Origin of the sequence: Planococcus sp. 11815 (assembly GCF_051096385.1) — a bacterium.
Lineage (GTDB): Bacteria > Bacillota > Bacilli > Bacillales_A > Planococcaceae > Planococcus > Planococcus citreus.
In genome coordinates, this window is sequence record NZ_CP096992.1 from 21,942 (window position 1) to 41,915 (window position 19,974).

Genomic DNA, 19,974 nt, shown 5'->3' on the forward strand with positions numbered 1-19,974 from the left:
CTGAACTGACCCCCGATTGGTAGACACTTTAAGAAAGTGACTACCAGTCGGGGGTTTTTTCTGGTTATATTATTTGAAGCGTGTTTATAAGCTAAACTGTGAAGAATCTTTGAATCGGTCCAGGCCATTGGTCTAGATAAAATTCCGAGTAATTATTGTTAGTATACTCAGAAATTACCTCTCTCCAAAACTTTTGAGCTGGAAGGTTGGTTTCAAGTTCCGCCACTTCCCAAGTATCTTGAAAGAGATTGAAAATATGAAAGGCTGCTCGTTTTCCAACACCTTCTTTTCGATATTTTCTCATTACAAAAAACTCACACATTTTCATATAAGAAGGATTACTTGCATCTTCAACAGTTATCTTACGTACCAAAGCAAATCCTGCATACTTACCGTCCACTTGAAATAAAAATGGATAGTGGTTTGGTTCGTTCCAATAACAATCCAGATATTTATAGCCAAACAATCCATTTTCATCTACATCTTCAGATTCAAACTCTGAAAAATCATATTGGTACAATTCCAATAAATTCTTTAAAATCTCTTTCCGTTCCACGATTGGTTGAATGATTTCAATTTTCATTATTATCCCCCATATAAGTAGTTTATTTATTAGATAATAAACTTTAAATGTGAAAAAAGTGTCGAGTATAGCTAGTAATTTAAATGTTCTGATTGAAATTACGATGGAGAATTAGCAGTTATATAAATAGAAAGGGCTAAGTAAGTCTGGTTAAAGCCTACTTTGTTGCCCTTTTATCTATGACTCTTAAAAGAGAATCCATAAAGATAGAGGAGTAAAGTGAACTTTGGTGTACTCCATATCTAAATATATAGAATAATTACTTAAAAAAGTACAGAGAGGTGCCGGAATAGTGATTCGATTTGATCGATATGAAGAAAATCGGCTATATTGAGGATTTACAGAGAGAGAGCTAGAGGTTATTTTAACGATACTGGAAAAAATTCTGAACAATGAAATCACAAGGCGAATGGATGTATTGACAACGACTTTTCGAAAAAGAAAAATAGAAGAACGCGAATCAAAAGGTAAAGAATGAAAAAGATAGCTTAAAGTTCAGTGTATAAATGCGATATAATAGAAAGAACTTGTTCATCCGAGAAACTGCAACAAACATTGAGGGGGCATTTACTTGAGATTAGAAGAGGCCAAGAAAAAGTTGGCGGCTACGTTGCCTGCTTTAAAAGGGATATCAAAAGAAGAAGAGTTTGAGCACGACCATGAAGATCCGGAACAACGCTTTGAAGAGCGAGAAATTCGGAAAGTGGCAGACCATCTGTATAGCTTAATTTATTCGGTTGAGTACCTTCAGAAACCGATTCAAGCCAGTGGAAGAGTTATTAAACGGTCAGACGGACGTTATGAAATCGAAGGCGCTGAAGATTACTTTACGTCGGGCAGTCCCCTTGAAATCTGGGATGAATCACAAGAAATATACGCACGAACACGAATTGAGCATGACGGTGAGGATTACTTTGCGGTAGGCATCAAACAACCTTTGGAGGGTCTACAAGCAAGATGTCGATAATATAAGAGACTCTTTCTGCACCAACAGCAATAAACTTAATGATTTGATCCGAAAAATAGCGAGAACCCATTTTCTTGGTCTTCAAGAGAATGGGTTTTTGTATGCTTATTTATAAAGGGAGGATTCAGAGCGTTTCTAAAGTGGTATGATAAGAACGTATGTTCTTTTTAATTGAAAGGAGGCGATAGCATGAAAACAACGAAACACACAAAACAAGTAGGGGCTGTCAGCGATCGAGGGTTAATTAAATGGCAAGGGATGCTGCTGACGGAACACGTCCGGTTAATCAAAGCATTTTACGAGGAACAGGACCAGGTGCCGAAACCCGAATTAACCGAGTTCGATTTGCAAGCCATCCAGGAAGAAGTGGAAATCGCCATGAGGCGAAGATGTGAGGTCCAACTGAAGACATGGAAAAACGGCGCGTTTTTTACGCATACTGGCGTAATTCAAGAAATCGATTTGAGGAATGGGCAACTGGTTTATGAAGACGAATCCGGACGGCAGCGATTGCCGGTTGAGAGCTTGGTAGGCATTCAGTTGGTGGATTGATTCAAATAATCAAAAGGAACTGATTGATGCAAAGCAGGTGGCATCGATCGGTTCCTTTTTCCTTGCTATTGTTTCAGCGCAGCTATGAAGTTTGCGGAATCTCCCTTACAAAAGGCAAATCCCGTGTCTGAGATTTGCCTTCTGAGGGATTTATCTTTACTTGGACGATAGATGATACGATTCATTTCGTCTGAGAAGCCTGTAGGGACGGGGTTTTTAGATTACCCCAAGTTCCCTCAAGGAAACGCCGTCTTTTTGGCTCACAATCAGTGAATCCAATACTTCAATGCCAATCAGTTCGCCGGCATCCATCAATCGCTTGCTGACAGCTAAGTCTTCAGTGGAATACTGGCAGTCGCCGGAGGGATGATTATGCGCTACTAAAATGCTTCCAGAGTTATTCAAAATGGCAGCTTTGAACACGTCGCGTGGATGAACGATGCTGGCGTTCAAGCTTCCGATATGGCAACGATGAACCACCGAGATTTCATTTTTGATGTTCAAGCAGATGACCAAGAAAACCTCCCGGTCCTCATCTCCTATGAGAGCTTTCGCAAAATTGATGGCATCTGTGGAACTCTGAATGCGTTCGGGGAGGACGCTTTTGTAGGTTTCTTCGACTTCTTTCACTTCTTGTTTAATGCGTGTGATTTCAATGATTTTTTCGAGTTTCATGGGGTATCGCTCCTTTTTGGTTTTGTCCGCCGGGCGGGAATGGTCCCAAAAGGGATTATTTTTTGCCTTTTGGTAAGGAGGACGGCCACACCCCATAGCCGACCAGTCAAGGGTCCCAGCACCAAAGTTTTTTAGCGAAGCCGGTCTAAAAAAGTTTGGTGCCCCTTGACTGAACACGGGCTTTGTCGGCTCCTGTCTTGGCTTGAAATAGGGATAGGGCGAAGCCAAGGAATCTGTCCGTATTTCGAGCTTAGACAGGCTGGGGCTGTGTACGCTCCGGTGGCCAAAAGCAAAAAATAACGACAAAAGGCAGCCGTTTCGGCTGCCTTCCCATTTGCTCGGTCTTCTGTTGTTCGACTCGTTCACCCGTTAAGAAAAGGACAGGAATCTAGGGGCTGTTTCCGACAGGTTACAGCCCCTGATTATCGGCTTTTTTAGGGGGAAGCGACACATAGAGCGCCTTGAAACGACGGTTGCTAGGCGCTCTTGTGCAGTCGCCCGTGAAGATGCTCTGTATATCCTATCAATTAAACATCAATCGGTATTTGCTAAAAAGATCAAGGCGAAAAAGATGAGACCATATTCCAGTACATCGATTTCTTATTTCCTTTTTTAAAATCATCCATACTTCGCAGAAAAAAGATCAGGGACGGAATGATAAAAAAGAAATGAAAGAGCCATCGCCAGTAAAAACTACCGATTAGCAAGGCGAGTCCAATAAACATCAAAGGGATTTCTCTTTTTGGGATTTCGGATTCTTTTTCTTCAGGATTTTTCAATAGATTCCTCGTTTCTTTCGCTCCATTCAGCGAAGCCTTAATGGATTCAACAGGTCATCGAGCGTTCGTCCGCGTTCAGTACTGTAAATGTCTAATTTTTTGTCTATAGCGAGTGCGAACCATCCGGTGTAATGCATCTGCTGGCTTGGATTGAATGACTTCTTTCGCATAGGAAAGTTCAATGGGGGCTAATCCTTCGTTTGCTCGCTTTTCGTTCAAATGAGCAACGGTTTTGGAAATACTGCCGATATAGGCATAGTGTTTAATGATTTGTTTTTCAAGAGTTTGTTCACCATAACTCTCGGCGAGGAACACGTATTTTTCTAACCGGGTAATTTCAGACTTAGCTTTGTACACAGTGGGCAAAATTCTCATCTACTAATCTCCGTTCTACAATAGTTTTCATTTGAGTGGTGTCTTTAACATAATGTTTTTTCTTTTTATTGTAAATAATACAAAAATTAGAAATTGGATAAAAATAACTAGTAAAAGGTTTGATTTTTATAGATATATCACTTTTAATTACTTAAATTCTAAATTTATTAATGAAAAATAACACCAGTTTTAATCTTTTTCCGATTTAAAATGTAATAAAGGGGGATCATTTTACAAAATTAAGCTTAATAGCGTGCGTAACCCAGTAAATTCATGTTCTGACATAGAAAAAGCATTGGAGAAGGAATTCTTCTCCAATGCTTTTTAACTCAACGCTCTAATTCATTTTCTTTTTCTTTCGTTTTTTCACCTTTGTTCAATTGAGCGAAGGCTTCTTTTAGTTCAGAGGTCTTCCCATGATTCGGATTCAATTCGTTCAGGTGTTTTTGTAAATCATCCTTGGACTGGATCTGCGGATTTTTTACCAATTGCCATCCGATGGTGACGCCGTGCTTCGCTTCTGCTTGTAAATTCGGTTGCTTCAGCACGCGGCTCAATCGTTCATTTAAATGCTTTTCATTAAGTTGCTGAAGGCGAGGGGCTTCTTTGTGTTGAGAACGGCTCAAGTACCGGTCAGTGTTCAACGATTGGGCAAGTGCAGCTTTTCCAATAAATCGCTCCCCTTCAGCTTTTTTATGGAAGGTGCGCTGCGAACTTTCGCCGCCTTCTACGGTCACGGCGTATTTCCCTTCGTCCAGTTTCGTCACTTCCAGGACATCTTCAACTTTTTGATACTCCTGGACCAACTGCCCTTTGTTTTCCAATACATTTAATACCGCATAACGATCGTCCAATTCACTTAGCGGAAGAATTCGATTCGTGTTGGTCCGAAGGGTGAAGTGCTGATCCCGTTCGTTCTGTTCAACGGTCGCGAAAACGACGAGTCCATTTTTGGCATCCAACAGCTGCAAGGTCGGTTTATCTTCAAGCGATAGTTTCAACTTGGTTTCGACCGATTCCTTCACCTGTTCAGGATTGATGGATTGATAAAAATCTTGAATCTTTTCGTTCTGTAGCGAGTTTACGTGTTCAATCGTCGCACGGGATACATCTTGTACTTCTTTGATGGCTTGTTTAGCCAAGTTCAAATCTTGTGCCCATGTGGCGATGTAGCCGGTGGAAGAAAGATCGGTATCGAAGCCATAGTACTGGGAAACGATATAGGCTGCGCATTCGGCCTGAGCTTCTTTGTGTCCCCTTGGCAGGTCTTTGATGTCGCTTTCCTTATGATGGAGCTGACTGTGCGCATATTCGTGAATCAAGACACGGAATTTTTGCTCCGTGCTCTTGGAAACATCCGTGTTGATGACAATTTCCTCTTTTTGAGGACTGAAATAACCGCCGTAGGTCTGACCTTCATGTGCTTCTTCCCGAATGGTTAATGGCTGTGAGTTCTCATTCGTTTGATGGATGAACCGGTCATACAGTTCCTTCAATGAATCTAGTGATGTTAAGTCTTTTTGGATAAAGTCCCGGACGTTCGGGATTTCTTTTCCGTCCGTTTGAGAGACATCGAAGACCTTGCCGATCCGAAAGCCGGTGATACTTTGTCGAACTTCAGATTGAGGATCGCCATTCTTATCGCGTAACACTTCGCCTGTCTGTTCGTTCACTTTCTGCACTTCGACTTTCTTAAATGAAGGCACCAAGATATCAATGCTCTTTTCCCCTTTGTTGACGTGACGCCCCAGGGCTTGCCATTGCCTGAATCCACGAACCATCGTCGCTTCAGGATTTTGTCCGGCAATCATCAGCACGTTATTGAACGAGTATTGGTGGCCACTGGCCATGACATTGAGCATGTCCTGGAATCGGTTGTTTTGAAACATCTCTTCGAGGTTTCGTTCCAGCCGGTCATTAATTTCGGTCAAATCCACCTTAGTCGACATAGTTCATCACGTCCTTTCTGACATACCAAGCTTCATAGAGGGGTTCGGCTCGTCCTGGAATCCGAACCGGGCTATAACAGGTAATCGCATACTCTTGCACGTCTTCTTCAAGGTCAATCAGACCTTCATATGTAAGTGCCTCAAACGGCACAGGATCGTAAAAGCTCAAGATCCGTTTATCACTCGCGAGGATTTCGCTAATCGTGACAAGCATCGGTTTCTCCCCTTTCGCTTATAAGAGCGTACGTAAATCCGTCGCTTCCTTTTCCTTTAATCGGTCTTCAATGGACCGTTCTTCTGTTTCTTCTTCTTGCATGGCTGCCCATTCTTCTTCAAGTCCATCGTCCGTTAAATCAAACAGGTCCGATTGATCAATCTCTTCTTCAATCACATGTGTTGTCGTGCCTCCTGAGGCGAAAGGAGATTCCTTCGTCGGTTCAGGAGATGTTGGAACCGTAAAAGCTGATTCTTGCTTCAGAGTTGGTTCTGAAGCGACAGAAGTGTGTTGCTGAACGTAGGAACCGAACACTTCGGACTGCCATGCTTTTTGCAGCTTCATCGGATGCAAGCCACTGACAAACAAATAACAATCATTCTTGGCAATGCTCGCTAAGTCCCCTTCCGGGATCAAGGAGCGCTTCACGTACTGTTCAGATTGGCTTTGGCTGGCACTCGATTTCCCACTCATAAAACCTCCACTTTGACTGGAAGAGCCTGTCTGGATCTTCGCCGTCGTTTCGCCAGCGAGTTGGGAGAAGTACTTAATCGTCTCCATATCTTTACTTCGCAGGAACAGCAGCGTGTCGTGGTTGGATAAGATGGAGCGAGCCATTTCTTTCCCATACAGCGATTCAATCTGTCCATTGTCCTGGACAATGGTGTTCATCGATAAGCCCAATCCCCGGCACGTCGCCAAGACCCGTGCGTATTTCTCGATTTTCCCGATGTTCGCAAATTCATCCAATAAGAAGATGGTCGGGATCTTCAATTGCCCTCGGTTTTCATCGGCCAGTTTATAAAACTGCGAAATCAATTGATCGAAGAACACAGATGTTAATGCTGTGAACGGGTTTTCGTCCATCGGGAGCTTCACATAGAGAATGCTTTTCTGTTCCTGAAACTCACGGAAGTTGAAATCGCTCGTGCGCGTCATTTCGCTAATTTTCTTCAGCGTGAAAATACTGACTTGCGAAGCAAAGGACGAAGTGACACTCGTTCGGGTGTTCCCACCGAGCGTCGTTAAGCCTTTCAATAGCTGATAAGCCGGATGATGAGGACCGAGTTCTTCATCGACCCACTGACGGAACGATTCCTCGTCTGGGGAGACTCGTTCATTAAAGACATTCAGCACGTCTTGCATGCTGGCGTTTGGAATTTCGGTTTTGCAGTAGACAATCAATCCCGCCAGCATTTTCTGCGCACGTTCCATAAAGAAGTCTTCTTTGCCATCCTTGGTCGAATTTTTGGCGATCGTGACGGAAACGCTTTGCGCATCCTGGTCATCAAAGACGTAATCGAGCAAGTTGTAGTTGTCTTGATTGAAATTGATGAAGTCGATTTGATACACCTTGTAGCCTTGTTTGCGCTTGATTTCAGCTGTTTGTTCGAAGAGCTCACCCTTTGGATCGGTAACAATCAAGGTTTCCTCATGGTTATTGACGAGATTCGGGATGACGTATGACTGTCCTTTACCACTCCCGCTGGATCCGACGATGTAAACGTTTCGGTTATCAATCTCCGTGGATCGGGGAATGATGAGCACTTGTTTCTTATTCGGCACTCGGCCGACAATCAATCCGTTCTCCAAACGTTCCACGGTCTTTTCGGGTTGTTTGGATTGGTATGTGTGGTGTTTGGAGAAATATTTACCGTTCAGCACTTCAGATGGCTTTGTGAATCGAGCCGATCCGTGAACGCCGAAATCATGCGCATCTTCATACGTATGTTCCACCAAACGCATTTTGGAGAGGAACCATCCGAAGAAGACGACCGTGAGGATCGCCACCAACAGTTGGGATTGCTGATCGGTTTCGGTAAGGAAAGTCAGCGTTCCTTGTACGTCCAGAAGAAGGGCATTCAGCCCTCCCCCTTCTTTCAAGAAGCGCAAGAGTCCTGTCAGGGCATATCCAATCAACAAGGATAGAAGAAACGTAACGGCGATTTTCTTGCCGGCGCCTTTTTGTAAGGTTTTTTTCATCATGAAGTTCACGCCTTTCAACATTTCGCTTTTACAGTTCAAACTCCAAGCCGAGTTCACGGCGAAGTTGTTTGTCTTTGCTCTTTCGACGGAGCTTCGTCGGGGCAGGCATCTCGTGTTGCGCTTGGTGCTGATCTCGTTCAGCTTGGTCAATCAACTGTTCAATCAGTTCGGTACTGGCTCGCCCTGTCGGGAAGTGAGAAAGGGATTTCTGTGAGCTGCCTAAGCGTTCAGCGAACCGAGCCTCCGGTTTTGCTTGATAAGCATGATGTGCCATCGCTTGTTTGCTTTGTTCTTTCTTCGCCACTTGCAAGCACGCTTTCAACGTCGGCGCTTTCGTCAACTTGTTCTGTTGCGTGAAATGCTTCAGAAGAGCCGTTTTCATCTCTAATGGGAGTTGCTCGACGTCTTTTAACAGCTTCTCTTTCGCTTGTGGGAACGTCTCTCGAATCAAGGCATTGAGTTCCTGATCGATGTCCTTCGCTTTGGCCTCGTAGCGTTCAATCAACTGCTGCGTCGTGTTCAGTTTGACGGACGTTTCATAAATCGCTTTGAGGTCTGTCCCATCTTTCACGAGCTGTTCTTTTTCACTGCCGAGCTTGTTGCGAATCAACGCTTGGATCCGGATTTGTTCACTGGCTTTCTCACCTTGCTCACACGCCTTTTTCAATTCCTGCAGCTGCAAGCGATGATTCACTTCGTGATGGGATGGAATGACTGTCCGGTCGTTTGTTTGGATTGCTGTCAGGACATTCGCTTTGTACGCCACGGTCCGGTCATTATGCGCAAATCGTTCATTGGTTTCCGGGAACAACTCATAGAAGGCGTTATGGACGATTAAGCTTTGCGCTCGGTACGTTCGCTCGGCATGTGCCACGACTTGATCGACCGTTTGTTGGTCTTTTTCGACAGATTCCGTTAACGCTTCAAATGCATCCAAACGCTCGGTGAAGAGCGAACGGAAGTCAGACGAAGTGAATCCTTGTTGCTTCACCACAGAGAAATTGTGCTCTTGATACGCCTTGTGAGAGGCGTTCAAAATGGCGTGCGTGACCTGGGCTTCGACTTGTTTCGGTTCCACTTTTCGTTCTTCCCAGCGATACAATCCTTGCAGCTGATCATGGACCGAATCGAACGAGAAATTTTCTTTCAGACGCCCTTTCATGAAGTGCCAGCTCTTTTCGTAGTCCTCGTTCAATTGGGCGGTAACTTCGCTTGTGTGACGATGCAGGACGCGCTGAACATCTGCCTGTTTCTGCTTAGCAGACAGAAAGACAATTTTATCATTTAGCTGAGCGATTTCGGCGTTCTTTTTCCGGATTTCTTGATTCAATTGATGATAGAACGTCTGTGCTTTGATCCCTTTTTCTTCTAAACGCTTCACGTATTGGTATTCATTTCGTTCCAAGCGAACCTCAGCAATTTGGTCGAGCCCCTGTGCTTCAAACGACAACGCCGAAACGGTTTGATCGATGCCGTGTTCTTTAAACGATTCATTGATGGCGTCCGCATAATGCATGCGCCATTTCACCAAGGTTTCGCGTTCGTTCCAATCTGTAGACGGAACGGTTTGGAAGACTTTCTTGCCCTTTTCATCGCGAAGGATGTCGCCATTTTGGTCGAATTCATATTGCCGCGTTTTCTTTTGTCCCCATTTGCCATCTTCATTGAACGGACGAACCGTCAGCATGATATGCGCATGCGGATTGTGTTCTTTGTCTCGGTGAATGGCCACGTCTGCGACCATCCCCTCTTCGACAAATTCTTCTTGAACGAACGATTGGACGAGTTGTTGTTGAGCGTCTTCCGGCAACTCCACCGGTAACGCAATCAAAACTTCACGAGCGAGTTGTGCGTTCCAGGCTTTCTCGATCTTTTCTACTTCGTTCCATAGTTTTTCGCGTTCTAACGTCCACTCGGGCGCATGATCCGGTTTGAGGATGAACGAGACCGGAGCCACTTCGCGCTGCTGATAGCTTTTCATTTCTTCATCACGCTCGGAATACAACTCTTCCCCACTTCGGTAGCTGGCACTGGCCACAGCGGATTGGGTTTTCTTGCTGATGATATTAGCTTGCAGACGGAAATAGCTCACGTTCTCTCACCTCTTTTTCTTTTTAAATATCCGAAGGCGACAAACCAAACCCAGAAGGGCTTTGGACCAGGTCACCACCCCGAATTTCGGGTGGTGTATAACTGGGCACTCGCTTGGAAGCTCGGATTTATTATATCATAATTTTTCCCTTTTTCGTGGATTTTATTTATATATATGTTAAATTATTTATATATAAATAAATAAGGAGTGAAGAACAATGGCAAACAACATTGAAAAGATCACCAGCATCGAAGAGCAAATCGAGAGGTTAAAGGAAAAGCGAAAGAACTTGGAGAAGCAAATGCAGCAAAACATCGGGGCTGAAGTGCTGAAGATGTGGAACGTGGAATCAGAACAGGAAGCCATCGAGTGGATTCAAAAGATGGCTGTTCAAGTAAACGGCAGCGAAGAACCCCCTGAGGCGTGGGATGGCCATGAATCCGAAATCCGATAACCTGGCCAAGTCTCAGGAGCTAAAGAAGCAAATCACCGATCTCCAGAAGAAAAAACATCAGCTTCAAAACGAAACGCAGCGAAGAGCGAGCTGGGAACAACGAAAAGCGAGAACGAAACGATTAATCGAGACAGGAGCGCTGGCTGAAAAGTACTTTGAATTGGATGACTTCACAATCGAACAACGAGAAAAGATCTTCCAAACATTCTCTGAGTTCGTGAAAAGCAAAATTCAAAAGCGTTAAGTGTACACTCTTTGAGATTTGAACTGCATTTTATGTGAGAAACCAAAAAAAACACCGGAACTAGGAAGCTCTGTGCAAAACAGACTTCTTCAAGTTTCGGTGTTTTTAGTCATATGGTTTTTGCTTTTCGACTCGTTCAGCCGTGAAGAAAAAGACAGGAATCTAGAGGCTGTTTCCGCAGGATTACAGCCTCTGATTATCGGCTTTTTTAGGGTGAAGCGACACGTAGAGCGCTTTTTAACGCAAGTTATTAGGCGCTCTAGTGCAGTCGCCCAAGGTCGTATTTAGCCTTTTATGTAAAAGTAAGATTTCGTCTTTCTTAAAGTTTAAAAAAATTATATAGTAATTCCTTAATTGAAATTTCATTCTAACAGAAGTAGATATATCTACTTCTGTTAGAGAGCTTTGTAATAATAGTTAATTTTTTGGGGAGTTTAAGATTCTTCGGCTTTTAAATGAATGATAGACCATTGTTCATTCGTAGAAGAACTTAGCATTAATAAAAAAGTAAGAGCTTCTTTTTTAGAGAAAAAGACACGCTCTTTATCTTTGTCCATTACAACAGTGCCATTCTCAGATCTCAGTATATAGTGCAATACAAAGCCCCCTTTATAATTTTTAGTACTCTTCATAATCAAGAAAGGTAATTATATCAAATTTATTAAAAGAGTACTTTTTATCATCCGTATACACGTATATATGTATATGTGTATATTAATATACGAATATACACATATATGCGTATACATAGATATAATATTTAGAATTCACAATAAAATAAAAAAATAATTGTGACTAGTTTTCCGCAATGATATACTTGTATACAAAAGTAGAAAACATTTCAATTAACTGTTTAGAGACAAGGAGGAAGAAAATTGAAAAATGATAGCAAAGCAACTGTAGTCACTTTTGGGAACTTCAAAGGTGGGACTGGAAAAACTACTAATAGTACCATGATTGCTTACGCATTATCGGATTTGGGATACAAAGTTCTTTTGAGTGATCAAGATCCACAAGCTAATGCTACAAGTCTTTATTTGAAAACTAAATCCGAAATTTCAGGTGAAATTGTTAGTTTTAAAAAGACATTAATGTCAGCAATCCAAGAAGAGAATTTAGAAGAAATTATCACTGAAGTTAAAGAAAATCTTTATTTACTACCGAGCTTTAGCGATTTTGCGTTATATCCAAGGTTTTTGGAAAAGAAATTCCCGAATGAAGTAGATCGAGTTCAGTATTTTTCAAAATTGCTTGATTCGGTAAAAAATGACTTTGATTTTATATTTATTGATGTTCCTCCTACCAGCTCGATTATTACTGATTCGGCATTATATGCTTCTGACTTTGTTGTAGTAGTTTTACAAACCCAGGAAAGAAGTCTCCAAGGTGCTGAAGTATTTACACAATATCTCCAAGGACTTATTGACGATTATGGTGCAAATTTGGATATCATAGGAATTCTACCTGTCCTCCTTAAAAATGGTGCAGCTGTAGATTTAGCTACTTTGGAAAATGCAAAAGAAATATTTGGAGAAGAAAATCTTTTTGATATTGTAGTTAAAAATATGGAACGTTTGAAACGATTTGATATTACAGGAATTACAGATAACGATATGCATGATCGCCGAGTTCATAATAGCTATAAAGCAATTGCTGAAGAATTTATAGAGCGTTTGAATGCTGAATTAGAAGGAGTGAAACGTTAAATGAGTAATCTTTTAAATAAGAACTCGAAGAAAAAGTTGTTAGATAGAGGACCTCAAATCTCCCCTGCTACTCAGTTTAAATTAGACGAGGTAGAACCTGTAGCAGAGAAGCCGGTCACTAGAGCAGCAGAAAAAAAAGAAACCTTGCCTAAAAATAAGTTTGGAAGCGTTAGAGTCAAAAAATCGACTCGGGATAAGTTGAACGCATTAGTAAGTTTAAATAAAGCTGACAACGTTGATGAACTTATTGATTTAATGATTGAAGAGTATTTAGCCGTGCACATAACAAAAGATGAGAAAAAACAGTTGGATATTATTATGGAGCTATATAGCTCTCGAAATTAAGAAAAATCCTTAGTGTTTCTTTAAGCACTAGGGATTTTATATATTCTGCAGAAAACCATATACAGATATACGCGTATACACGTATATCTGTATATCTGTATATGAGTATACGTATATATAGATATATCTATATACGTATATATAGATATACGACTATATGAATATATACGTATACGCATATATTCATATAGTTAAGTTGTAAAAATTAAAACGTTGGTATATCAAGGTTTAGAGTAATAAAATTAGAAAATTTATGTTTATCACTTTCATATACAAGTATATAGATATATGTGTATATCTATATACTTGTATATGTGTATACTTATATACACGTATACGTATATATCTATATATGTGTATACTTATATATACGTATACGTGTATATGGCTTAATAAAACCGCTTGAAATGCTATTGTATCAACGTTTTCCCTCTTCTATACTTTAAAGCTAGATTAGAAATCGGCTATAAAGTGAGGAGGGAAAAGATTGCAAAGTCCGAAAAAAGTTATCGAGTTGATTATAAATGATGGGATTTCAAAATATAAAAAAGTTGGATCCTTAGCTCCTCTTCCTCACTTACATAAAGAAAATAGAAACGTTATAAATAAAAAAGGTGCAATCGGTGTTGTTCGATCTAAAGAAGATCTTTCTACGCCTTCAGGTGTTAAAGGCTATGTTGTCACGTCCCTAGAAACTCTCTTGGAGGACGTTTCTTTGGTTTCACATTGGAATCCCAACGTTTATAACTACATAAGGTATTCAGATGAAAAAAAACGGTTCCTCAAGGGACACGAAGAGAAGAACCTTCAACAAATCAATACCTTTGTCGTCGATATCGATACCAAAAAACAGCCGTATACGGAAATCCTGACGGCTGCACTCGATCATAGTATCGGCGTTCCCACACTTGTCTTGGAAACCCCGAAGGGATTTCAGGTCTATTTCGTCTTGGAAAAACCGTTGTTCATCAGCAACCAAAACGATTTTCGCGGACTCAAAGTGGCGAAACGTATTTCCGAAAATATCAAACAGAGCTTGGCCAAGGTCTTACAAGGAGTCGATGTCTCCTGTAATGACTTTGGTTTTTTCCGCATGCCCAACGAAGACAACATTCGGTGGTTCTCGGAAGAGATGGTCTATGACTTTGGCTCGTTGATTGCTTGGTCGAAGCGTCAGGACGACGACCGGGGGAGGGGACTGTTTGTCGTTGCGGATGAATCATCGGAGCACGACCCAACTCAGACAGCTTGGTTCCAGGAATTGCTGAAGACGCGTCACGTGAAAGGACAATCGGGACAGCTTGGCCGTGATAACCTGATGTTCACGCTTGCGCTTGCTTGCTATAGTGCCGGAAAGGGGAAGGGAGAGACGCTGGATTTACTCGATGAGTACAATTCAGGGCTAGTTTCGCCCCTTCGGCATAGTGAAGTCGAGAAAATCGTAAGAAGCGCCTATAAGGGGCGTTTTAAAGGCGCTCACCAGGACTATATTCAAGAACTCTTGAACGAGTGGGGGAGTCACAAGGAGATCGCCATCGAAAACCCTATGGGTGGCTGGTACAAGTTTAAAAAAGAACGTAAAGACCGGAAACGCAGCCATTATGACGAGTGGGAAGAGGATTTGCTGCAGTTCATTCAAGAAAAGACCTCACTGGATCAACCGATCAACTGGACGACGCAGCGAGAACTCTGCGAGGCCGTCGGCATTCCACGGAGCTCCTTCAATGTGTTAATCCAACAGTCAAAGAAAATCCTCATCAAGCGAGTTGGCAAAGGACGTACAGCCCAGACCGGAATTACTTCCGTGGCTGTGCTTCTTCAGTGTGCGCTCAGCTATCAGCAAACCCATCGGGTTAGATACAAGGAAGCCCTGCAAGTCATGACGTCTGAACGCCTGAATGAGCGTATCGCTCAAGACCTGATCGAAGATGTTGAGTGGTTCCTTGAAAAGCGTTTGTCTGAACCGATAATTGGTAAAAATTTCAATTCTTCTTAATGGTCCAGTCTGCCAATACATATCTGTATACGTGCTGTTTTTATCCGGGTTAGTTATTGGTTATCCATCCATCACTCTTTTGATCGCATTAAAAAACACCCAGCATGAGCCGAGTGTCAGGAATTTTCATCGTTATCCGATTCAGGGGTATAGGTTCCGAAGCGTTCATACATCTTTTGAAGCTGCATTTCTTGAAAATCGTCTTTAAAGGCACGCAAAAAGATCTCCGTGGGATCGATTTCCAGGATGTTGGCGTAATGAATGAGCCATCCAATCGATACATTCTGTTTTCCACGTTCAATCAGTGAGATGGTGGAGCTGTGAAACTCACTCATCGCATGAATGTCGGTAATGGTTAAGTTTTTCTCTTTGCGAATGCTTTTTAAGGCTTCACCGATTTTTATGTAAAGGTCTTTTTCGTTTTTAGGGGGCATAGGATGATCCTTTCGAAATTAGACGTATCTGTTTGAGAAAAGTATGCTAAACTGATACAAATAATTTATATATATATAAAAAAATCTCTACAAACTCTTTTATTGGTAGTTTGGCGACCGTCAATAAAAGAGTTCCCACGTAGAGAAATTTCAAAGAATGTTTTGTTGTCTTGATTATAGCATAAATTCAAGCCTAGCGAATAGCCTGTTTTCTCTTGCTGGGGCTTGATTTTGTTGAGACTCCTTTGAAATTTCTCTGACTGAATTTAAGAGAATGGAAGGGGTATGTAAGATGACTGGAAAGTACAACATACGAGAAGAGGCTGCGCAGCGATTCTACCGACTGCCTAAGGTGTTTTTTACTAATGAGCGTTACAAGAAACTGAGCAACGACGCGAAGATTGCTTTTGCAATTCTACAAGATCGCTTGGACTTGTCGATTAAGAATGATTGGTTCGATGAGGAAGGGAACATTTACTTCTTGTATGGGAATCAGCAGTTATCCGATATCTTGAATTGCAGTAAACCGACCGTAATCAAAATCAAAAAAGAGCTGCATCAAGTGGAATTGTTAGAAGAGAAACGCATGGGATTATCGCAATCAAATCGGCTGTATTTGCTGAAACCCGTGGCGGAAATCTCCGATGTGAAGCAGATAGAAGAACCTAAAGAAGAGCCTGAAACCCTTGGGGCACAACGGAAGTTAAAATCTTTAACTTCAAGAAATCAACATTCTTTACTTCAAGAAGTTAAAACTTTTAACACTAATGATACTGACCTTAACAAGACTGATCTTAGTGAGACTGAAATAAAGATCAATCAACTGCGAGAGAAAACCGATATTCCGGAAGTGATTGTGCAGGTCTTAATCAAAAACAAAGAACGATTGATGGATGACGCTATTGAGGTTCAAGATGTGGCGAATCATTACTTCGCTCATCAGGAAGTATTGACGCTGCATCAATACGCCGATGCCTTGAAATATTCTCTCGAACGCACACCTGGACGAATCAAAAGCGTTACCGCACGACTCACAAAAGCCGTCGAAGATAAAAAGAAATGGCTCGGGATTCAAACACAGCCCATTCAAAAGCCTGTTAGAACCGAGTTGGTACCTGATTGGCTTCACGAACAGAATACGAGGGAAGCATTGGAAGAAACAGTTTCTCCAGAAGAATTGGAAGCTGAAAAAGCGAAATTGCTTCTCAAACTAGCGAAAAGGAAGTCCAAGTGACTTCTTTTTTTTATTTATATGTAAATAAAAGTTCTGATAAATTAGCCCTTTCTTAGTAGGGGTTGAGGAAAAAAGTATTAGAGTGCTTAAAAAACCTTATTTAAAGCCATTTGAAAAAGGTCTTTAAGTACTGCCGGAAATCTGGAAATTTTGATTGCCGAATAAATGGCAATTTGTTACGGTTAAGACAGAGAAGAAAGGTGGTGGCAAATATGTTTGATCGAATCAGTACGTTTTTGAATACATTGTTTATGGATATGCAAGGTACATTCATTACGATTTTTATGATTGGTTTGTTAATTTGTGCTGTTGCAGTTTGGGCCGGAGATGAACAATCAACTCCAAAATTTAAAAATGGTATAAAGGTTTGTCTAATCGGCTTAGTTGTATTTATTCTAGCCAAACCAATTGTTGACTACATCAAAATCAACCTGTAAGAAAACGGGAGAAAGTATGTGATACCCATGCGGACAGATTCCTATGTGGAGCGCCAGGAACGGCTGCGTGACCGTGGCAAAGTCGAATTGCCGTTGAACATCGACACGAAGAAGTACCTGTACGGCAACATCTCGTTCCAGGACATGTTCATCGTTTCCCCGTTTCTGATCTTAGGAGCGTTTATCTCGTACTTGCTGTACCGGGCAGGAACTTTCAATCAGCAACTTCTTCTCGTGGCGTTTGTGCCAGCGATGATCGTGACGGTGTTTCAGTTAAACAAGCATCCGGTGCGGAAGAACTTGTCGCTCTTGCAATACAAAGTCATTTGGAAGCTGCGAGCGAAGCACCGGAAGAAAGATTTTCATTACGCGAAAGGAGCCTTACCGATGAGCCGGAACGAACGGGACACCCGAACTGAATTAGGACTCGCGAATATCGCCAATGGCTGTTTGGAGTCCTCGGACCGGCGCTTGATTAAGGTATTGGAAGTGTCTTCGGTCAACCTCTCGCTAATGAACGAGCTGGCGAAAGAGAACGTCTTGTCGGCGTATCAGTCGTTTATCAACGATACGGGCGAGAAACAGATCCAGTTGATGCAAGTCGCGCAGCCAATCAATTTAACGAACTACTTGATGTGGTTCAACGAGCAAGTCGACCAGAACTCATCCTATGCGAAGCGCATGCTCAAGCAAGGTTACGCCGATCAAATCGAACGGATCCAAAAGTCGAAGAACATGGTGACCCGGAAACGATACTTGGTTATTTCCAAGCCGATGACGAATTCGCCGAAGGATTACCTAAAGCTCGAAACAACGGCGAACATCCTGCAAGCCAAACTCGAACAGATGCTGTCGGGCTACGAGAAGTTGGACGTGAAGATTCTTGAGAACGACGAATTATTGAAATTCTATTATGCCTGCATCGATTTCGAGAATGCCCAGGCGCAAGGACAGAACATCGTCCATAAAACCAACGCCAAGCTCGATGTGGTCGTTGGGAAGAACACAGCCAAAGCTTTGGTCGAGCAATACAAGAGCTTGCTGAACGATCGATTCGAATAGGAGGTGGAGACATGGTGTGGAAACCGAAGTGGCTGCAGCCCAAACAACCAGACGAAACAACTTTTGAAGACACGGTCAGTGGCATGAACGAAACGCTTCTCACGGCCATTGCCCCAGACAACCTGACGGAATACGATTCCTCCGTCCGGGTGGGGGCGAATTACACCCGGACGCTTCTCATCGTGGATTACGATCCGATTCAAGACCAAAACAAGATCCAGCAAGTGACGGAGATTCCGGAGAACGTGTCGCTTGTCCATTACCTGCAGGAATACAACATGGGCGAAGTACGGACGCAACTCGTCAAAAGCATCAAGCAGAACCGAATGAAGATGAATACACGCTTTGCGGACGAACAAACAATTATCGAATCCGAAGGACAGATTGAAAGTGCGTCGGAAATGTTGCGGAACCTGTCGTACCGTAACGATAAGATTTATCTCTTCCATACGCTCATTCATTTAGTCGCGAGTTCACAAGAAGAACTGGATCAACTGACGACGACCGTGAAAAGCAAGTTCTCGAAAATCGGCATCATTCATAACCCAACGGACCGAGCTGTGGATGCGTTCCGGTCGTTCCTTCCGTTGAATGACAACAAAGTCGACGAGCTCACCTACAAAATGACCAACTCGGAAGCGATCTCGTATTTCTTCCCGTTCCACGAAAACGAAATGTTCTCCGAAACGGGCTTGATCAAAGGACGGAACATGACCACGGGGAATGTCGTGATTGTCGACGATACGAACCTCTTGAACCGGCATGAGTTTGTCATCGGGATTTCCGGCATCGGGAAATCGACGTACTTGTTTGCGAACATGACGAACAAGCACATGCTCGGACGGAAAATCATCACCGTGGATCCAAAAGGCGAATTCGGTCGGAACTACTCGGATCTCGGCGGCGCCTGGGTCAAGTTTCAGCTGAAAGGCGGTAACCGGATCAACCCGATGGACCTGCCGAAAATCAGCGAAAAGATTCAAATGGAAGAAACGGAACTGGGGAACATTTTGCTGACGAAAATCTCGAACCTGTTGGTCATGTTCCAATTGATGTACAACTCCATGAGCGACCTCCAGGAAGACATCCTGAGCCGGTACATCCAGAAGGTCTACGAAGAGAAGGGGATTGACGAGACGACCGATGTAAACCAGTTAACGGCCGATGATTATCCCATTTTGGAAGACTTGTACGAGTTGATTGCACGAGACAAACAGAACGACCCACCATTGTACGAACGGATCCGAGATTTTCATACGACATTGGAAACCTATGTGTATGGCATTTACTCGGAACTGTTTAATGGGGCAACGAACGTCAACATCGATAATGAGTTGGTGTGCTACGACTTGAAGGAAATGAGCAACAACGAAAAGATTCAACGGATTCTCTTCTACAACATCCTTTCGCACACGACCTACGAAATCATGAGTGGCGACCGGCAACCGAGCGAAATCTTCATCGATGAAGCGCACGTCATCGCCGATCCGAAAGTACCGAAAGCGATGGAATTCATCTACTTCATGATGAAAGTGCTCCGGTCATTCAACTGTGGCATTACAACAGCGTCACAATCGGTCGAAGACTTCTTATCAGCGCGGGACGAGAACCGGAACTACGGAAAAGCGATCATTACCCAATCCGTTCAACGGCTGTATTTGCCGATGAGCGAGGAAGAGCTGAAGTACTTAGAAGAAGAGCTCGGAAACCAATTTTCGAAAGAAGAACGGTCGACGTTGATTCTGAAAGACGGCAAGAAGAAAGAACAAGCCGGGAAAGGCATTTTCTACACCGGTTCCAAAAAGATCAAACTTGAAGTGCAGCTGAACGAAGTGACCGAAAAGCTGTGGTTTGACCAGAAAAGTATTAACGAACTGACGATGTGAAAAG

Annotated in this window: 20 protein-coding genes; 11 read left to right on the top strand and 9 right to left on the bottom strand. The window is 42.7% G+C overall.

All coding sequences use genetic code 11. The features are described 5' to 3' along the window. Positions 1 to 91: 91 nt before the first annotated feature. Positions 92 to 583: a GNAT family N-acetyltransferase gene (locus tag M1Q06_RS16795; RefSeq protein ID WP_068487667.1), complete on the bottom strand. Its 492-nt coding sequence runs from the start codon at positions 581 to 583 to the stop codon at positions 92 to 94. A gap of 571 nt (positions 584 to 1,154) precedes the next feature. Here M1Q06_RS16795 and M1Q06_RS16800 point away from each other — a divergent pair. Together M1Q06_RS16800 and M1Q06_RS16805 are read left to right on the top strand one after the other, a co-directional pair. Further along, entirely contained in the window at positions 1,155 to 1,550 is a 396-nt protein-coding gene (locus tag M1Q06_RS16800) for a DUF5348 domain-containing protein (RefSeq protein ID WP_069576885.1), read from the top strand. A gap of 189 nt (positions 1,551 to 1,739) precedes the next feature. After that, a complete protein-coding gene (locus M1Q06_RS16805) occupies positions 1,740 to 2,102 on the top strand; it encodes a YolD-like family protein (RefSeq protein WP_211656105.1) in 363 nt (120 codons plus the stop codon). Between the two features lie 216 nt (positions 2,103 to 2,318). Here the strand turns inward: M1Q06_RS16805 and M1Q06_RS16810 are convergent, their stop codons facing one another. The 6 genes from M1Q06_RS16810 to mobQ all read right to left on the bottom strand — a co-directional run bounded on the left by M1Q06_RS16810 (position 2,319) and on the right by mobQ (position 10,172). Beyond that, positions 2,319 to 2,777: a JAB domain-containing protein gene (locus M1Q06_RS16810; protein WP_211656104.1), complete on the bottom strand. Its 459-nt coding sequence runs from the start codon at positions 2,775 to 2,777 to the stop codon at positions 2,319 to 2,321. Positions 2,778 to 3,631: 854 nt separating this feature from the next. Next, positions 3,632 to 3,931, bottom strand: a complete 300-nt coding sequence (locus M1Q06_RS16815) for a hypothetical protein (protein ID WP_211656102.1) — start codon at positions 3,929 to 3,931, stop codon at positions 3,632 to 3,634. A gap of 329 nt (positions 3,932 to 4,260) precedes the next feature. Beyond that, positions 4,261 to 5,880, bottom strand: a complete 1,620-nt coding sequence (locus M1Q06_RS16820; RefSeq protein ID WP_434402979.1) for an ArdC-like ssDNA-binding domain-containing protein — start codon at positions 5,878 to 5,880, stop codon at positions 4,261 to 4,263. Beyond that, positions 5,870 to 6,094: a hypothetical protein gene (locus tag M1Q06_RS16825; protein WP_182093514.1), complete on the bottom strand. Its 225-nt coding sequence runs from the start codon at positions 6,092 to 6,094 to the stop codon at positions 5,870 to 5,872. Before M1Q06_RS16825 ends, M1Q06_RS16820 begins: the two co-directional genes overlap by 11 nt. Before the next feature lie 18 nt (positions 6,095 to 6,112). Next, complete coding sequence (locus M1Q06_RS16830; protein ID WP_249222393.1) at positions 6,113 to 8,080, bottom strand: VirD4-like conjugal transfer protein, CD1115 family; 1,968 nt, start codon at positions 8,078 to 8,080, stop codon at positions 6,113 to 6,115. 28 nt (positions 8,081 to 8,108) lie between these two features. Further along, positions 8,109 to 10,172, bottom strand: coding sequence for a MobQ family relaxase (gene mobQ / locus M1Q06_RS16835; RefSeq protein ID WP_434402980.1), 2,064 nt, complete (start codon positions 10,170 to 10,172; stop codon positions 8,109 to 8,111). 217 nt (positions 10,173 to 10,389) lie between these two features. On the opposite strand from mobQ, the gene M1Q06_RS16840 reads away from it, so the two are divergent. Further along, positions 10,390 to 10,626, top strand: coding sequence for a hypothetical protein (locus M1Q06_RS16840; protein WP_404467301.1), 237 nt, complete (start codon positions 10,390 to 10,392; stop codon positions 10,624 to 10,626). Beyond that, positions 10,607 to 10,870, top strand: a complete 264-nt coding sequence (locus M1Q06_RS16845) for a hypothetical protein (RefSeq protein WP_121301338.1) — start codon at positions 10,607 to 10,609, stop codon at positions 10,868 to 10,870. The genes M1Q06_RS16840 and M1Q06_RS16845 overlap by 20 nt, the downstream gene beginning before the upstream one ends. A gap of 434 nt (positions 10,871 to 11,304) precedes the next feature. On the opposite strand, the gene M1Q06_RS16850 is transcribed toward M1Q06_RS16845, so the two are convergent. Then, on the bottom strand, positions 11,305 to 11,466 hold the full coding sequence (locus M1Q06_RS16850) for a hypothetical protein (protein ID WP_404467303.1): 162 nt from the start codon (positions 11,464 to 11,466) through the stop codon (positions 11,305 to 11,307). 279 nt (positions 11,467 to 11,745) lie between these two features. Here M1Q06_RS16850 and M1Q06_RS16855 point away from each other — a divergent pair, with 279 nt between their 5' ends. From M1Q06_RS16855 to M1Q06_RS16865, 3 genes are all read left to right on the top strand, one after another. Beyond that, on the top strand, positions 11,746 to 12,576 hold the full coding sequence (locus tag M1Q06_RS16855) for a ParA family protein (RefSeq protein ID WP_404467304.1): 831 nt from the start codon (positions 11,746 to 11,748) through the stop codon (positions 12,574 to 12,576). After that, on the top strand, positions 12,577 to 12,921 hold the full coding sequence (locus M1Q06_RS16860; protein WP_404467305.1) for a hypothetical protein: 345 nt from the start codon (positions 12,577 to 12,579) through the stop codon (positions 12,919 to 12,921). A 487-nt stretch (positions 12,922 to 13,408) separates the two neighbouring features. Continuing rightward, positions 13,409 to 14,917 carry a primase C-terminal domain-containing protein gene (locus M1Q06_RS16865; protein WP_434402932.1) on the top strand — a complete coding sequence of 503 codons (1,509 nt, stop codon included), beginning with the start codon at positions 13,409 to 13,411 and terminating at the stop codon, positions 14,915 to 14,917. Positions 14,918 to 15,033: 116 nt separating this feature from the next. On the opposite strand, the gene M1Q06_RS16870 is transcribed toward M1Q06_RS16865, so the two are convergent. Next, positions 15,034 to 15,351, bottom strand: a complete 318-nt coding sequence (locus M1Q06_RS16870; RefSeq protein ID WP_121301332.1) for a helix-turn-helix domain-containing protein — start codon at positions 15,349 to 15,351, stop codon at positions 15,034 to 15,036. A gap of 292 nt (positions 15,352 to 15,643) precedes the next feature. Between M1Q06_RS16870 and M1Q06_RS16875 the strand changes: the two genes are divergently transcribed. From M1Q06_RS16875 to M1Q06_RS16890, 4 genes are all read left to right on the top strand, one after another. After that, entirely contained in the window at positions 15,644 to 16,585 is a 942-nt protein-coding gene (locus M1Q06_RS16875; RefSeq protein WP_434402934.1) for a replication initiator protein A, read from the top strand. A 212-nt stretch (positions 16,586 to 16,797) separates the two neighbouring features. Then, a complete protein-coding gene (locus tag M1Q06_RS16880; RefSeq protein WP_121301330.1) occupies positions 16,798 to 17,022 on the top strand; it encodes a hypothetical protein in 225 nt (74 codons plus the stop codon). Positions 17,023 to 17,049: 27 nt separating this feature from the next. Beyond that, a complete protein-coding gene (locus tag M1Q06_RS16885) occupies positions 17,050 to 18,084 on the top strand; it encodes a TrsD (protein ID WP_434402982.1) in 1,035 nt (344 codons plus the stop codon). Positions 18,085 to 18,095: 11 nt separating this feature from the next. After that, a complete protein-coding gene (locus M1Q06_RS16890) occupies positions 18,096 to 19,970 on the top strand; it encodes a VirB4 family type IV secretion system protein (RefSeq protein WP_434402937.1) in 1,875 nt (624 codons plus the stop codon). Positions 19,971 to 19,974 lie beyond the last annotated feature (4 nt).

Bases quoted from the DNA above. Each gene is read 5' to 3' on its own strand.
- M1Q06_RS16845 (WP_121301338.1), top strand. From the start codon at position 10,607: ATGAATCCGAAATCCGATAACCTGGCCAAGTCTCAGGAGCTAAAGAAG.
- M1Q06_RS16810 (WP_211656104.1), bottom strand. From the start codon at position 2,777: ATGAAACTCGAAAAAATCATTGAAATCACACGCATTAAACAAGAAGTG.
- M1Q06_RS16840 (WP_404467301.1), top strand. From the start codon at position 10,390: ATGGCAAACAACATTGAAAAGATCACCAGCATCGAAGAGCAAATCGAG.
- M1Q06_RS16880 (WP_121301330.1), top strand. From the start codon at position 16,798: ATGTTTGATCGAATCAGTACGTTTTTGAATACATTGTTTATGGATATG.
- M1Q06_RS16875 (WP_434402934.1), top strand. From the start codon at position 15,644: ATGACTGGAAAGTACAACATACGAGAAGAGGCTGCGCAGCGATTCTAC.
- M1Q06_RS16825 (WP_182093514.1), bottom strand. From the start codon at position 6,094: ATGCTTGTCACGATTAGCGAAATCCTCGCGAGTGATAAACGGATCTTG.
- M1Q06_RS16820 (WP_434402979.1), bottom strand. From the start codon at position 5,880: ATGTCGACTAAGGTGGATTTGACCGAAATTAATGACCGGCTGGAACGA.
- M1Q06_RS16860 (WP_404467305.1), top strand. From the start codon at position 12,577: ATGAGTAATCTTTTAAATAAGAACTCGAAGAAAAAGTTGTTAGATAGA.
- M1Q06_RS16815 (WP_211656102.1), bottom strand. From the start codon at position 3,931: ATGAGAATTTTGCCCACTGTGTACAAAGCTAAGTCTGAAATTACCCGG.
- M1Q06_RS16890 (WP_434402937.1), top strand. From the start codon at position 18,096: ATGGTGTGGAAACCGAAGTGGCTGCAGCCCAAACAACCAGACGAAACA.
- M1Q06_RS16885 (WP_434402982.1), top strand. From the start codon at position 17,050: ATGCGGACAGATTCCTATGTGGAGCGCCAGGAACGGCTGCGTGACCGT.
- M1Q06_RS16830 (WP_249222393.1), bottom strand. From the start codon at position 8,080: ATGATGAAAAAAACCTTACAAAAAGGCGCCGGCAAGAAAATCGCCGTT.
- M1Q06_RS16805 (WP_211656105.1), top strand. From the start codon at position 1,740: ATGAAAACAACGAAACACACAAAACAAGTAGGGGCTGTCAGCGATCGA.
- M1Q06_RS16795 (WP_068487667.1), bottom strand. From the start codon at position 583: ATGAAAATTGAAATCATTCAACCAATCGTGGAACGGAAAGAGATTTTA.
- M1Q06_RS16870 (WP_121301332.1), bottom strand. From the start codon at position 15,351: ATGCCCCCTAAAAACGAAAAAGACCTTTACATAAAAATCGGTGAAGCC.